Source organism: Streptomyces neyagawaensis, from assembly GCF_023516595.1.
GTDB lineage: Bacteria > Actinomycetota > Actinomycetes > Streptomycetales > Streptomycetaceae > Streptomyces > Streptomyces neyagawaensis.
The window spans coordinates 173,652-187,632 of record NZ_JAMGBG010000011.1 but is presented as its reverse complement, the minus strand read 5'-3'; the positions used below and the strand labels follow the sequence as shown (position 1 = coordinate 187,632).

14 protein-coding genes are annotated in these 13,981 nt (G+C 71.8%); 6 read left to right on the top strand and 8 right to left on the bottom strand.

Translation table 11 applies throughout. The features are described 5' to 3' along the window. Positions 1–217: 217 nt before the first annotated feature. The 3 genes from M8J73_RS07295 (at position 218) to M8J73_RS07285 (ending at position 2,021) form a co-directional block, all read left to right on the top strand. A complete protein-coding gene (locus tag M8J73_RS07295; RefSeq protein ID WP_055542301.1) occupies positions 218–871 on the top strand; it encodes a hypothetical protein in 654 nt (217 codons plus the stop codon). An 80-nt stretch (positions 872–951) separates the two neighbouring features. Continuing rightward, the gene (locus M8J73_RS07290) at positions 952–1,416 is read left to right on the top strand and encodes a hypothetical protein (RefSeq protein WP_055542300.1); all 465 of its coding nucleotides are present in this window, start codon (positions 952–954) and stop codon (positions 1,414–1,416) included. A gap of 89 nt (positions 1,417–1,505) precedes the next feature. Beyond that, a complete protein-coding gene (locus tag M8J73_RS07285) occupies positions 1,506–2,021 on the top strand; it encodes a mycothiol transferase (protein WP_055542299.1) in 516 nt (171 codons plus the stop codon). On the opposite strand, the gene M8J73_RS07280 is transcribed toward M8J73_RS07285, so the two are convergent. The 5 genes from M8J73_RS07280 to M8J73_RS07260 all read right to left on the bottom strand — a co-directional run bounded on the left by M8J73_RS07280 (position 2,003) and on the right by M8J73_RS07260 (position 7,795). Next, complete coding sequence (locus M8J73_RS07280) at positions 2,003–3,073, bottom strand: adenosine deaminase (protein WP_055542298.1); 1,071 nt, start codon at positions 3,071–3,073, stop codon at positions 2,003–2,005. The genes M8J73_RS07285 and M8J73_RS07280 overlap by 19 nt on opposite strands. Before the next feature lie 197 nt (positions 3,074–3,270). Next, positions 3,271–3,663, bottom strand: a complete 393-nt coding sequence (locus tag M8J73_RS07275; RefSeq protein ID WP_055542297.1) for a VOC family protein — start codon at positions 3,661–3,663, stop codon at positions 3,271–3,273. A 170-nt stretch (positions 3,664–3,833) separates the two neighbouring features. Then, positions 3,834–5,099, bottom strand: coding sequence for a hypothetical protein (locus M8J73_RS07270; protein WP_055542296.1), 1,266 nt, complete (start codon positions 5,097–5,099; stop codon positions 3,834–3,836). Between the two features lie 145 nt (positions 5,100–5,244). Continuing rightward, positions 5,245–6,612: a phosphoinositide-specific phospholipase C-related protein gene (locus M8J73_RS07265; RefSeq protein ID WP_055542295.1), complete on the bottom strand. Its 1,368-nt coding sequence runs from the start codon at positions 6,610–6,612 to the stop codon at positions 5,245–5,247. A 295-nt stretch (positions 6,613–6,907) separates the two neighbouring features. Beyond that, positions 6,908–7,795 carry a glycoside hydrolase family 19 protein gene (locus tag M8J73_RS07260; RefSeq protein WP_055540222.1) on the bottom strand — a complete coding sequence of 296 codons (888 nt, stop codon included), beginning with the start codon at positions 7,793–7,795 and terminating at the stop codon, positions 6,908–6,910. 240 nt (positions 7,796–8,035) lie between these two features. Here M8J73_RS07260 and M8J73_RS07255 point away from each other — a divergent pair, with 240 nt between their 5' ends. The 3 genes from M8J73_RS07255 (at position 8,036) to M8J73_RS07245 (ending at position 10,842) form a co-directional block, all read left to right on the top strand. Continuing rightward, positions 8,036–9,079 (top strand): acyl-CoA dehydrogenase family protein, encoded by a 1,044-nt coding sequence (locus M8J73_RS07255; RefSeq protein WP_055540221.1) that lies wholly within the window; start codon positions 8,036–8,038, stop codon positions 9,077–9,079. An 89-nt stretch (positions 9,080–9,168) separates the two neighbouring features. Beyond that, positions 9,169–9,822 (top strand): dihydrofolate reductase family protein, encoded by a 654-nt coding sequence (locus M8J73_RS07250; protein WP_055540220.1) that lies wholly within the window; start codon positions 9,169–9,171, stop codon positions 9,820–9,822. 102 nt (positions 9,823–9,924) lie between these two features. After that, positions 9,925–10,842 (top strand): GNAT family N-acetyltransferase, encoded by a 918-nt coding sequence (locus M8J73_RS07245; protein WP_055540219.1) that lies wholly within the window; start codon positions 9,925–9,927, stop codon positions 10,840–10,842. A gap of 7 nt (positions 10,843–10,849) precedes the next feature. On the opposite strand, the gene M8J73_RS07240 is transcribed toward M8J73_RS07245, so the two are convergent. The 3 genes from M8J73_RS07240 to ssuE form a co-directional block, all read right to left on the bottom strand. Then, positions 10,850–11,992: an LLM class flavin-dependent oxidoreductase gene (locus tag M8J73_RS07240; RefSeq protein ID WP_055540218.1), complete on the bottom strand. Its 1,143-nt coding sequence runs from the start codon at positions 11,990–11,992 to the stop codon at positions 10,850–10,852. A 50-nt stretch (positions 11,993–12,042) separates the two neighbouring features. Continuing rightward, positions 12,043–13,212, bottom strand: coding sequence for an SfnB family sulfur acquisition oxidoreductase (locus M8J73_RS07235; protein ID WP_055540223.1), 1,170 nt, complete (start codon positions 13,210–13,212; stop codon positions 12,043–12,045). A gap of 163 nt (positions 13,213–13,375) precedes the next feature. Continuing rightward, complete coding sequence (gene ssuE / locus M8J73_RS07230; protein WP_249828368.1) at positions 13,376–13,930, bottom strand: NADPH-dependent FMN reductase; 555 nt, start codon at positions 13,928–13,930, stop codon at positions 13,376–13,378. Between the last annotated feature and the right edge of the window lie 51 nt (positions 13,931–13,981).

The following is a 13,981-nucleotide window of genomic DNA, read 5'->3' as shown; positions in this document are numbered from 1 at the left end:
TCCCTGCCCTCCCCGTCCCGGGACGGCATCCCAGGACTCCATATACCTGCACGTCAGAGGGGCTGGGATGGTTCCACCCCGGTGGACGCGTCCCAGATCGTTGCGCCGGTGTCCGGTGACGGCTGAAGCTCTTGGTGTCGCACCGACCAGACCGGACGGACCACCCGGCGTCGGCGGCACCCGGACATCCACGTACTCGTTCATTGGGGGGACATCCATGCCCAAGCGCACCCGAGCAGGCGTGCTCACCGCACTCATCGCCGCATGCCTCGCGGCGGGCTCCGCGGTCACGGCGACCGCCTCACCCACGACCGGCGCAACAGCGGCCGGCGCACCGGCACCCGCGGCGAAGGCGAGCGCCGCGCCGAAGTTCCTCTCGGCGTCCCAGCTCCCGCCCCACCCGTCGTCCTCCTGGCGTGCGGGCAAGGTCACCGACGGTGTGCCCGAGGAGTTCCAGTACTGCCTGGGTGACGCCCTCCTGGCGTACGACGCCCGGCACCGCGTCTTCCGCACCGACCTGGAGACCAGCGCCAGACAGCTCACCATCGTCGTGGGCAGCGCTGCCAAGGCCAAGGCTCTCGCCGCGCGGCTGAACAAGGACTACCGGAAGTGCGCGGCCCGCATCGACGCCGACCCCGACCTCAAGGCCCAGTACCGGGACTACGGCTCGCTGCCGGTCGAGGAGGGCGCCCGCGTCCACGGGCTGCACGTCCGGACGTCCTGGGGCGCGATGGACGTCCAGCTGCTCTCGGTGGGCCGCGACGGCAGGACCGTCACCGTCGTCGACTGGGCCCAGATGGGCGACTTCGAGAGCGCGCCGGTCAAGGCGTTCAAGAAGACGACGACCACGGCCGTGAACAAGCTCCACTGAGCCCACGGCCGCCGACCGGCACCACTCACCACCCGATCACACGATCACACGACAGCAGTAAGAGAAGACCGGGGAATCACATGAACAGCACGCGCACCCTCCGCCGCACCGCTCTGGGCGCGAGCCTCGCCCTGGCCCTCGGCCTCGGCATGACGGCCACGGCGTCCGCCGGCGGTCCGCGCACCGTCAGCGGCAAGCCCTCCGACGCGGTGACCCGTATCGCCGACTTCTACGGCGCCTACATCGACGCGCAGAGCGGCCCGGCAGGCGGCGGCAAGCTCGCCGAGGAGTTGCGGAAGTACTACCTGACGGCCGATCTGCGCAAGCAGCTCAAGGCCTGGGAGGCGAAGAACAACGCGGACGGCGTTCTGCGCGCCCAGAACGTGCCCGTGTCGTGGAAGGTCACCGACAACGGCACCGCGAACCACACGGAGGCCGGGATCACCTTCACCTGGGGCAGCGGCAAGAAGACCAAGCTCGTCGTCGACATGAGCCGCGACTACAAGATCTTCCACATCGGCGCGAAGGGCGCTTCCGGCAGCTGACGGACGGGGCCACACGGGGCTCAGCGGGGGCCGGCGTGAGCGGGTGCGGGGGCGGTGCGGGCGCGGCGCCGATGGCCGATGGTGGACGTATGGATGTGAAGGACGTTCTCATCGACGCGTTCGGCCGGATCAAGGAGGAGGTCCATGCCGCGGTGGACGGACTCTCCGCCGAGGATCTCCACGCCCGCCCCGCCCCCGGCGCCAATTCCGTCGCCTGGCTGGTGTGGCACCTCACCCGGATCCAGGACGACCATGTCGCCGATGCCGCCGGACTCGACCAGGTCTGGCTCTCCCAGGGCTGGGAGAAGCGCTTCGGGCTGGGTCTACCGCGCCACGACACGGGCTACGGGCACAGCGCGGCGCAGGTGGGGAAGGTGCGGGTGGATTCCGCCGACCTGCTGACCGGGTACTACGACGCCGTGCACGACCAGACCCTCGGGTATGTGCGCGGGCTGACCGGCCGGAGTCTCGACCGCATCGTGGACGAGCGCTGGGATCCGCCGGTCAGCCTGGGCGTCCGCCTGGTGAGCGTCCTGGCCGACGATCTTCAGCATGCCGGCCAGGCCGCGTACGTACGGGGTCTGCTTCAGCGCACGGACTCGTAGCCCGGCAGCACAACGTCACGGATCAGGGCGTTCCGCTCGTCGAACGGGATGAACGCGCTCTTGAGCGCGTTGACGGTGACGGTGCGCAGGTCGTCGAGGGTCCAGCCGGCCTCCTCGACGAGCAGGCCCATCTCCCGGGTCATGGTCGTCCCGGACACCAGACGGTTGTCGGTGTTGAGGGTGACACGGAAGCCGAGGTCCTTCAGGGCGGTGATGGGGTGCTCCGCGATGGAGGTGGCCGCGCCGGTCTGGAGGTTGGAGGTGGGGCACATCTCCAGGGCGACACGGCGGTCGCGGACCCAGGAGGCGAGGCGGCCGAGCTTGCCGTCGACGATGTCCTCGGTGATGCGGACGCCGTGGCCGATGCGCTGGGCGCCGCACACCTGGAGGGCCTGGTGGATGCTGGGCAGGCCGTGGGCCTCACCGGCGTGGATCGTGAAGGGGACGCTCTCGCGGCGCAGGTGCTCGAACGCGGCCAGGTGGTCGGCGGGCGGGAAGCCGTCCTCGGCGCCCGCGATGTCGAAGCCGACGACACCGGCGTCCCGGAAGGCGACGGCCAGATCGGCGGCCTCGCGGACCCGGTCGAACATGCGCATCCCGCACAGCAGCGTGCCGACGCGGACCGGGGTGCCCTGGGCCGCCGCCTTGGCCATACCGGCGGCGAGGCCCTCCTGCACGGTTTCGACGACCTCGGCCAGCGCCAGCCCGCCTCTGGTGTTCAGCTCGGGGGCGTAGCGGACCTCGCCGTAGACGACCCCGTCGGCGGCCAGGTCGAGCACGTACTCCTCGGCGGCGCGCAGCAGGCCCTCGCGGGTCTGCAGCACGGCGAGGGTGTGCTCGAAGGTGGCTATGTACCGCACCAGGTCACCGGAGTTGGCGGCCTCGTAGAACCAGGCGGCGAGACCCTCCGGGTCGGTCTCGGGAAGGGTGTGGCCGACCTCCGCCGCGAGCTCGACGAGGCTCGCGGGGCGCAGACCGCCGTCGAGGTGGTCGTGCAGAACGACCTTGGGGAGGCGGCGGATGGTGTCGGCGTCGATGCGGGGCGCGGTCATGGCGTTCGTTCCTCGGCAGGTGGTGCGGTGGGTGTGCGGCGGGTGCGCCGGTCGGGTCCGGTGGGCGACCCGGCAGACGGCTCGGTCGATGACTGCTCGGCCGGTGACGGTCGAGCCGGGCTGCTCGGTCGGTTGGTGGTCGAGCCGGGCTGCTCGGTCGGTGACGGTCGAGTCGGGGCGGCTCAGTCGACGGTGGCTCAGTCGGCGGGCTGGAGGAGGTCCCAGCGGTTTCCGTACAGGTCCTCGAAGACGGCGACCGAGCCGTACGGCTCGTGGCGTGGCTCCTCCAGGAACCTGACGCCCGAGGCCAGCATCCGGGCGTGGTCGTGGGCGAAGTCGTCGGTGTGCAGGAAGAAGCCCACGCGTCCGCCGGTCTGGTCGCCGATCCGGCCGCGCTGCGCCTCGTCCTTGGCCCGGGCGAGCAGCAGTCCGCTGCCCGCGCCCCCGGTGCCCGGCTCGACGACGACCCAGCGGCTGCCGTCGGGCCTCGGGGCGTCCTCGACAAGCCGGAAGCCGAGCGCCTCGGTGTAGAAGCGGATCGCCTCGTCGTAGTCGTCGACCACGAGGGTGACCAGGGCGACGCGTCTCATCGGAGGGCCTCTCGGGTGGGGCGCGGTTCACGCGCGGGGCGGAGCGGGGATCTACCGAGGTTCGCTCGGGGTTCCCGGGAGGTTATACGTAACACCTGCCGGACGGCAACTGCCGAGCACGACGGAGGCCCCCTGCGGACGCAGGGGGCCTCACCGGCGGGAACGCCGGGTCAGTCGCCCGGCGAGGCCTTGCGGAGGGCGGCGATGCAGGTGTTGAGCGCCTCCTGGAGCTCCTCCAGGCGCTGGAGCATGTCGTCCTCGTAGATCGCGTCGAGGTCCACGGCGTCGTCGAGGGTCAGCTCCTCGAAGACCTTCGTCGCCTTCTGGAGGCTGCTGTAGAACTTCGTGCGGCGCTCCTGGACCCGCAGCTCGGGGTTCGACTCGACGGTCTGGACGACGAGTTCCTTGACGGTGTCGTACGCCTCCGTCGCCCACTCGCCGGTGTCCTCGTCGTCGTCCAGCTCGTCGATGAGGGACAGGTGCCGCTCGGCCTCGGCGCGCAGTTCGGCGGGGGCGTCGATGACCTGGCCTGCGGGGGTCTTGACCTGGCCGTTCTCCACGATCTGCCGGACGTACCCGATGCGGGTCGCGGCCTGGGTCTCGCTGGCGACCGCCTTCTTCAGCTCCTCCGTGCGCGCGATGTCCCGGGCGAGTTCGGTCTGGAGGGACGGGTCCTCCTTGAGCCGGTCGAGGAGAGCGGTGCGGGCCGCCTGGGCAGTGGAGGGGTCGGCGAGGATCGCGGCGCGCAGCGCGGTGGGGTTCTCGGCGACCTCCAGGGCCTTGGTGGGGCGGATGCCCTCGGCCTCGGCGGCCGCGGTGATGGCGGTGCCCCGGTCGGAGGTCGCGCTGGAGCGGGAGCTGTAGTACGACAGCCAGACGTCCGAGTCGGGCAGGTCGATCTCGGCGCCGGGGGCGAGCGCCTCGAAGTGCGGGACCATGCCGTCGTCGGCCGCCTTGTCCCATGCCTTGTAGTAGCGCATGACCCGCTCCGCCGAGCACCCGGCCAGCTCCGCGAACCGCTTCGCGGACACCTTCACGGTCTCCCCGGGCAGTTCCCCGCCGGGCCGCACGCTCCGCGCCACCTTCAGGGCGAACGCCCAGCCGCCGGTGCGGGCGTACACCCCGAAGTCGCGGGCGTCGCGGGCGACTTGCTCGTCCACGATGTCCTCGGCGTCGTCCGCGTCGCCCGGGGTGGCGGTCGCGTCGCCGTCCACAGCGGGCGGGGCCGGTCCGTCGCCCGACACCTGGGCCGGCACCTGTCCGGCGGACACCTCGGACGGGCTCTCACCGCGGGCCCCGTCCGGCAGGGCCCCGGCGTCGGCGGAGGCGCCCGGCTCGACCCAGATTCCCTCGTCCTGCGCCGGAACTCCCCCGGTCGCCTGCGTCTCGTCGGCGGGCGGTACGGCCGACACGGAGTGGGCGGTGGCTACGCTCACGGATGACTCTCCCGAGTGGTGACGAACGACAGGGCAGAACAGGCAGCCTATATGAACCGCTTGGTGCCGCTTTGCGCCCCGATCCCGCGCATGCGTGTCGCCGCTCGCCCCGCCCGGAGGAGTCCGCCGGTGAGGTAATCCCACCTTACGGATAGGTGTACGTGTTCAGGGTCGTGACCGCCGATGCCGCGTTGCCCAGGTTGTAGTGGTCGACCGCGAGGAAGTTCGGCTTCTTGCGGGCGGCCGGCTGGCAGAAGCGCTGGGCGCGGTCGGCCAGCTTCGCGTTGTCGTTGGTGGCGGTGCCGGTGATGCCGACGTCGCGGAAGTGGTTCATGACGAACAGCGGCTTGAACGCGGACTCGGTGCGGGTGAGCGGGATGTTGGTGTTGGCGTCGTACCAGCGGCTGTAGCAGGACCAGTCGGAGGAGCCGATGCCGCCGCCCATGGACCAGTAGTTCTCGACGGTCCACTCCTTCTGGTACATGACGCCGAAGGTGTCGCGGGTGAGCCCGGCGGCCTGGTCGGAGGCGCGGCTGCGGTCGGTGAAGAGGAGCAGGCGGTCGTTCGCGGCGATCAGATCGGCCATCCTCGGCCAGCCGCTGGTGCGCACGCCGGTCTGGTCGGGCCGGTACAGCACGTCGGACAGGCCGTTGACACGGGCGAGTTCGGAGCGCAGGACGGCCGGGTCGACGTAGTCCTCCAGGAACACGGTGAGGAACTGGTCGGGGTTCTGCTTGAGGAAGTCGACCATGCGCTGGATGTCGACCCACAGGGCGACGGGCCGGCTGACGAGGGTGCAGCTGTTGTGGCAGAGGATCGCGCCGTCGGGCGTCTGGTGGATGTCCAGCATGAATCCGCGGACGCCGTCCGACAGTTGCTGGTTGATGCCGCGTGTCTGGTTCGGGACGAGGTTGACGAAGGGGGGTGCGAAGCCGCCGTCGACGCCGTTGGCGTAGGCGTTGTGGGCGGTGAGGAACGTGACCTGGTCCAGGGTGCGCTGCCCGGCGGGCGGCATGGGGTTGGTGGTGGGGTTGACCGGGGTGAGGTACCAGGCGGCCAGGTCGCCCGTCCCGCCGGTGACCAGCGGTGCGGGGTAGTTGGCGCCGGAGGGCTTGGCGCCGACCGTGAGGTAGCGCTCGGCGCCGGGCACCTTCAGCCGGTGGCGGCCGGAGCCGAGGTCGGTGATGTCCCAGGCGGCGTCGCCGCTGGCGCAGGCGACCGCTCTGGCCTGGTCGCCGGAGCGGCCGAGACAACTGCCCGCGGCGTCCACGCTCTCCAGCACGTACGAGGCTCCGCTCGCCCGCAACGTCCACTGCTGACGGTCCTCGTTGCCCTTGGGCCGGTGCTGTTCCACCGCTCCCCCGCTGTCGGCCGCGTTGAGCCCGGTGACGGCGCTCTGCACGTAGTAGGCGCCCGGAGCGGGAACCGCGGCGGAGGCCGCGGGCGCGGGCGCGGCCACGACGGCGGCCAGCGCCACGGCGGCCGCGAGCGAGGTGGTACGGGGACTTGGCATGGGGGTGCCCTTCGTCAGAACGGGGACGGGAGCGGGGCCCGGCCGTTAGGGCCTGTCGTCTGGATCACGCCTGGGCCGCGGGGCTTGGCACGCACATCTGCGGCGTTGTCGTCGGTAGCCAACGCTCCGCGTTGACGCCCTCCTCCGCCTTGCAGCCGCACGCACCAAGCCCCGCTCACCGGCAGCCTTGCAGGTGCCGTAGCCCGAAGCCGGCATGATCCAGACGACAGACCCGAGTCGGGCCGGACCCCGGAGTCGAAGTCAGGTGCATGACATCACGGCGAAGGGGTCGCCGTCAGCAGTACAGGTTGCCGCCCGGCGAAGTCCCGAGGATCTGTACGAACCGCTGGTAAGCGCTCACCCTGCTCTGCACCTGCGCCGGGTTCTTGCCGTCGCACTCCAACGAGCCGTTGATGCTGCGGATGGTGTGACCGAAGCCCGCTCCGGTGACCATCGCGTTGTGGCCGGTCATACTGCCGGGGCCGGTCTGGGTGTTCCAGTACCACAGGGCGGTCTTCCAGGCGACGGCCGCGTCGTTCTGCACCAGCCAGGGGTTGCCCAGCAGGTTGAGCCCCAACGCGTCGCCCGCCGCCTTGTAGTTGAAGTTCCAGCTGAGCTGGATCGGGCCCCGGCCGTAGTAGGCCGCCTGTCCGGCGGGGCAGCCGTAGGGCCTGCTCCAGTCGCAGTAGGTGGGGTAGTTGGCGGTGTTCTGCTCGACGATGTGGACCAGCCCGCCCGTCTCGTGGTTCACGTTGGCGAGGAACGCCGCCGCCTCCTGCTTCTTGACAGTGTCGCTGCCGGTGGTGGCGAAGGCCGGGAACGCGCTCATGGCCGCCCGCAGCCCGCTGTACGAGTAGAACGAGTTCCGGTTCGGGAACATCTGGTTGAACTGCGCCTCGCTCACCACGAACCCGGAGGGGTTGGAGGGGCCGTTCTCGCAGGCGTACGGATCCCAGTACCAGGTGCTGATGGTGGGGTCGTAGCCCGGGTTGGCATGCTCGGCCATGTAGGCCCGGCCGTCGGTGTAGCGGACGATGTCACCGGCGGCGTAGGAGCGGCCCGCCACCCAGTTCGGGTAGCTGGAACAGGGAGCGGCGCTCGCGCTCTGGGCGGGCAGCAGCAGGGGTGTGGAACCGCCGATGACCAGCGCGGTCAGCAGGGCGGAGAGTCGGCGCCTCGACACGGAATCAACTCCTTCGTGGGGCACGGCCGCACCCGGGCGAGGCTCCGCAGGGCATGACGGGGACGGACCTCGCGCGCACGCGCCGGCGGAGCCGGCCACGGTGCGGGGCGGCCGTGGTGGGGGGTGTGGTGGCACACTCAACCGCGTTGGTCTGTACCAGTCAAGGGTGTAGACCAGTCAAAGACACGTCGACGACGCGAAAAGGTGATCTTCCGGTGCGGGGGCGGGGAGAATCCCCCCATGACCACGTCACCGCATCCTCTCGTCGTCCGGGCGCGCAGTCTCGCCGCCGAAGTGCTGGCGCCTCAGGCCGAGCGCGTCGATCAGGAGCAGGTGCCCGCGAGCAGCATCGAGGCGATCAAGAAATCGGGGCTGCTGGGGGTGAACGCGCCGCAGGCGTACGGCGGTTCGGGGGCGCCGAACTCCGTGGCGCGGGAGATCGCGGAGATCCTGGCGGGCGCGTGCTGCGCGACGTGGTTCGTGCAGACCCAGCACTACACGCCCGTACTGACGCTCACCAAGACAGAACTCCCGGCCAAGGAGCGGCTGCTGGCGAAGCTGGCGACGGGCGAGCTGTTGTCCGGGGTGGCGTACGCGCATCTGCGGAGGTATCCGCAGGTACCGGTCCGGGCCGTGCCCAAGCGGGGCGGCTGGCGGTTCCACGGGACGGTCCCCTGGTACACGGGGTGGGGCCTGAACGATGTGATGCTGCTGGCCGGGGTCACGGACGCGGACGAGGTGGTGTTCGCGTTCACGGAGGCCAGACAGCAGTCGGGGTTGAAAGCGTCGCCGCCGATGCGGCTGGCCGCGCTGACCGCAGCCCGTACGGTCTCGCTCCAGCTCGACGGGCTGTGGATCCCGGACGAGGCGGTGGCCCTGCACGCCCCGTACGAGAGCTGGGCGGCCGGCGACCGGCCCAAACCGGCGAACGCCTCGCCGGCGGTGTTCGGCGTCGCCGAGTCGGCGCTGGCGCTGCTGGAGCAGGACGACCCCACGACGAAGGGGCTGCGACTGCGGCTGGACAAGGTGCGGCGGCAGGCGTACGCCCTCGCCGACCATCCCGCGCCGCACGAGCACATGGAGGAGCGGCTGGCGCTCAAGACGAAGGCGTTCGATCTGATGCGGACGGCGACGACCGCCGCGCTCGTCACGGGCGGCGGGCGCGCCCTGCAGCTCGACCATCGGGCGCAACGTCTCGCGCGTGAGGCGATGTTCCTGTTGGTGCAGGGGCAGACGGCGGAGGTGCGCCGGGCCCATCTGGGGGCACTGTCGGCCGCGTACTGAAGGAGCGACGCGTCCCGAGGGGCCATCATCGACCCAGCACCGCGTCGGTCCGACGCGGCTCGAACGGCAGCGGAAAGGAGGCGCCGGCCATGTCCCTCGCCCGCGTCCACAACTTCTCCATCTCGCTCGACGGTTACGGCACCGGTGAGGGCCTGAGCCGTGACGCGCCCTTCGGCCACGCCGGTGAGAGGCTGCACCAGTGGATGTTCGCCACCCGGTGGTGGCACGAGCTGACCGGCGGGTCCGGTGGGCAGGGCGGGCTCGACGACACCTTCGCGCGGCGGTTCGCGCCCGGCATCGGCGCGGAGATCATGGGCGCGGGAAAGTTCGGCTACCCCGGATGGCACGACGACCCCGAGTGGAAGGGATGGTGGGGCCCCAACCCGCCGTTCCACACGCCGGCGTTCGTCCTCACGCATCATCCGCGCCCGTCGCTCGCCATGGAGGGCGGCACGACGTTCCACTTCCTCGACGCCTCACCCGCCGAAGCGCTGGAGCGGGCCCGTGAGGCCGCGGGCGGCCAGGACGTCCGGATCGGCGGTGGACCCACGGTGGTCCGCGACTTCCTCGCCGCCCGGCTCATCGACCATCTGCACGTCGTGGTGGTCCCGCTCCTGCTCGGCCGAGGCGTCCGTCTCTGGGACGGGCTGGAGGGCGTGGAGGAGGACTACACGGTCGAGTCCGTGTCCTCGCCCAGCGGCGTCACCCATCTGACGTTCACCCGGGCGGGCGTCGCACCGTGATGTTCGCGATCCCCTGGAGCCGGGCGCGCCACCGCCGTACCCTCGACCCCGTACCGCATCGCATGGCGGGCTTCCGACACGTTCTCCGACCGGAGGTCCCCCATGCCCGCACCGCAGGTGCGCCCGTTCCGCCGCGCCGACCGTGACCAGCTCACCGATCTGATCAACACGCATGTCGCCGCCGTCGTCCCCGGTGTGTCCGTGTCCGTGAACACGGTGCTCAGCGATCTCGAACGCCGCCCGGAGGAATTCCTCACCGACCCCTGGGTGAGCGAGCGTGTCACCCTCGTCGCCGAGCGGCGCGACCACATCGTGGCCGCCGCCCATCTGTTGCGCTACCGGGCGGACGGGGAGGTCGGCCCGCACTACCGGGACGTCGGCGAGGTCGGCTGGTTCGTCAGCCGGGTGCCGGCGTCCTTCTTGCCGGACACCGAGGAAGCCGCGGACCTGCTGATGAGCGCCTGCCTCGCGCAACTGGCCCGATGGGGCGTGCGTGCCCGGTACGCGGACGGGGGGCTGCCCGCCCCGGCCGTGTACGGGGTGCCACGGGCCTGGCCGCACGTCCGCGCCGTCTACGAACGTGCCGGCTTCCGGCACGTGGGCGACACCGAGATCGTCCTGATCGCCCAAGTCGGCGACCTGCCTTCCGCGGAGCCGAGGCGGGGCATCACGGTCGACCGCACGCTGGGCGAGTGCGGCACCCGCCTCACGGCCCGCGCCGCCGGCCGGGCGATCGGCTTCATCGAGGTGGACACGGCCCTGTTCCGCCCTGAGCGCCACACCCGCGGCTCCGGTCTCGCCGACATCGGCAACCTCAGCATCGCCTCCTCGACGCACGCGGACAATCTGGAGCACTGGCTTCTCGGACAGGCCGCCGACTGGCTGCGCCTGTGCGGCGTGGACCGTCTGCTGGCCTACGAGGCGGCGGCCGACCGGGCGGCGATCGACCGGCTGACCTCGGCCGGCTTCCGCGAACTGACCCGGACCGATCGCCACTGGGAGCACCGCCCGACGATGTGACGTCCCCTCAGCTCGCAAACGGCACCTGGGCCGGCGGCGCGGCCGGCCCGGCGGAGGGGTGCTGCCACAGGCCCTCGGCGGCGAGGCGCGGGAGGACGCCCTCGCCGAACCAGTACGCCTCCTCCAGGTGCGGGTACCCGGACAGGACGAACTCGTCGATGCCGAGGCCGTGGTACTCCTTGACGCGCTCGGCCACCTCCGCGTGGCTGCCGACCAGGGCGGTGCCCGCGCCGCCGCGCACCAGGCCGATCCCGGCCCAGAGGTTGGGGTGGATCTCCAGGCTGTCGCGGCGTCCGCCGTGCAGGGCGAGCATGCGCTGCTGGCCCTCGGACTCGCTGCGGGCGAGCCCGGCCTGGACGGACCGTACGGTCGCCGGGTCGAAGCCGTCGAGCAGGCGGTTCGCCTCAGCCCAGGCCTGCTCGGCGGTGTCACGGGTGATGACGTGCAGCCGGATCCCGAAGCGGAGGGTGCGGCCCCGTTCGGCCGCGAGCTCCTTGATCCAGGCGATCTTCTCGGCCACCAGGGCCGGTGGCTCGCCCCAGGTGAGGTAGACGTCGGCGTGCCGGGCGGCGATCTCCCCGGCGATGGGCGAGGAGCCACCGAAGTACACCTCCGGCACCGGGTCGGGCACCCGCGCCAGCTTCGCGTCCTCGACCCGCAGATGCTCGCCCTTCAGATCGACGGTCTTGCCCGCCCAGAGGTCCCGCACGATCTCCAGGAACTCACCCGTACGGCGGTACCGGTCGTCCTTGTCGAGGAAGTCCCCGTAGGCCCGCTGTTCGTGGCTCTCGCCGCCGGTGACGACGTTGAGGAGGAGCCGCCCGCCGGACTGCCGCTGGAAGGTCGACGCCATCTGCGCGGCCAGGGTGGGCGAGACGAAGCCGGGGCGGAAGGCGACCAGGAACTTCAGGCGTTCGGTGTTCTGGCTGACCATGGCCGTGGTCAGCCAGGCGTCCTCGCACCAGGCACCGGTGGGGGTCAGCGCGCCGACGAAGCCGAGGTCCTCGGCGGCGCGGGCGATCTGGCTCAGATAGGCGACCGTCGGCGGCCGGTCCCGGCCGGACTCGGTGGCGGGGGTGCCGTGGCCGCCGCCGACGACGTGGCGGCTGTCGCCGTTGGTGGGCAGGAACCAGTGGAAGGCGAGGGACACGTGGGGGTCTCCGTTCGGGAAGGTCCGGATCAGGTCGTCGGGGTTGCCGCTCAGAGCAGGCCGTGGCGTGGGGGCCGGGTGCCGCTCAGCACGTACCGGCCGATGTGCTGGACCTTCCAGCGGGCCGGGTCGTGCAGGGTGTGGGTGCGGGCGTCACGCCAGTAGCGGTGCAGGTTGAGGGAGGCGAGGGCGGAGCGGGTGCCGCAGACCTCGAACAGGGAACTCGCGACCTCGACGGCGCTCCGCGCGGCGTGCGCCTTCGCGGCGGCCACGGCGATGGAGGCCTCGGCCGCCGAGTCGTCGGTGAGATCGGCGCGGGCCGCGTCCACGGCGCGGGCGGCCTCCCGCAGCAGCGCGCGGGACGCCCGCGCCCGGACGGCGAGTTCACCGAAGCGCTGGACGAGGAGCGGGTCCTCGGCCGGCGTCTCGACCTCGGCCTCGAACCACGGCCGGCTCCTGGTGCGGACGAAGGCGACGGCCTCCGCGAGGGCCCCGTCGGCGATCCCGACGTCGATCGCCGCGTGCAGCAGCTGGGCCACGGCGCCGTGGAGCTGCGGCCCCCGGAAGGTGAGGTGGTGCGGGACGACCCGGTCGGCGGGCACCCGCACCCCTTCGAGGCGGACGGTGCCGCTGGCGGTCGTGCGCTGACCAAGGCCGTCCCAGTCGTCGACGACCGTCAGACCGGGGGCGTTCCGGGGGACGTAGGCGACGTGCGGGTGGTCGTCCTCGGCGCGGGCGAGCACCGGGATCCAGTGGGCGAACAGGGCGCCCGTGGCGTAGTGCTTGACGCCGTCGAGCCGGTAGGAGCCGTCGGCGAGCGGGGTGAGCCGGGTGCGGATGTCCTGGACGTGCCGGGTGCCCGCCTCGGACTGCGCGTTGCCGAAGCGGCGTCCGGCGAGGAGTTCACCGAAGAAGAACTCCCGCTGCTCGGGCGTCCCTTGACGGCGGATGACATTGACGTACGCGAAGTGGCTCTGCGGGATCTGGGCGAGGCTGGCGTCGGCGGAGGCGAGCAGCCGGAAGATCTCGGCCAGGGTCTCCTGGCGTACGTCCGCTCCCCCGTGCTCGGCGGGAACGGTGACGGCGAGCAGTCCGGAGGCCGAGAGCCGGTCCAACTCGGCCCGGGGCAGCCGTCGTTCGGCGTCCCGCTCGGACGCACCGGCACGGAACTCCTCGGCGAGCCTGGCGGCGACGGCGACGGCCTCGGCGTCGTCGGCGATGACCTCGGCGGCCGCAGCGCCCGCCGGGGCGTCGGTCGGCCCGTCGGTGGGAGCGTCGGTCGGGACGGCGGTCGGTGTGCTGATCTGCGTACCGGTCCGCGTGTCGGTCGGTGTGCCGGTCTGCGTATCGGTCCGCGTGTCGGTCGGTGTGCCGGTCACGGTGTCAGCTCGCCGCGGCCAGGACGGGCACGGGGCCGAGGGCGGTCAGGAACTGGTCGACGACCTGACCCAGCGCCTCGGCCGTGGCCGGGGCGACCGTGACCCTGCCGTCCTCGGCCACGGTGATGTCCTTGTCGAGGGTGAACCAGCCGGGGACGATGTGCCGGGCGCCCATGGAACTGAGGACGGGACGCAGGGCGTAGTCGAGGGCGAGGACGTGGGCGGTGCTGCCTCCGGTGGCCAGGGGCAGCACGGTCTTGCCGGTGAGGGCGTACTGCGGGAGCAGGTCGAGCAGGGCCTTGAGGACTCCGGAGTAGGCGGCCTTGTAGACGGGGGTGCCGATGACGACGCCGTCGGCGCGCTCGAACAGCGCGGCGGCCTCGACGATGGCCGGATGCGTGAAGTCCGCGCCGAGGAGGGCGTCGGCGGGGATGGTGCGGACGTCGAGCGGGACGACCTCGTGCCCGTGGGCGGTCAGGCTGGCGTCGAGGTGACGCAGGAGCCTGGCGGTGCGGGAGGAGACGGAAGGGCTGCCGGAGACGGACAGGACGGTGGCCATGGGGTTCTCTTTCTGGGGAACGGGCGCCGCGGCGAGCGCGACGTGCCGGGA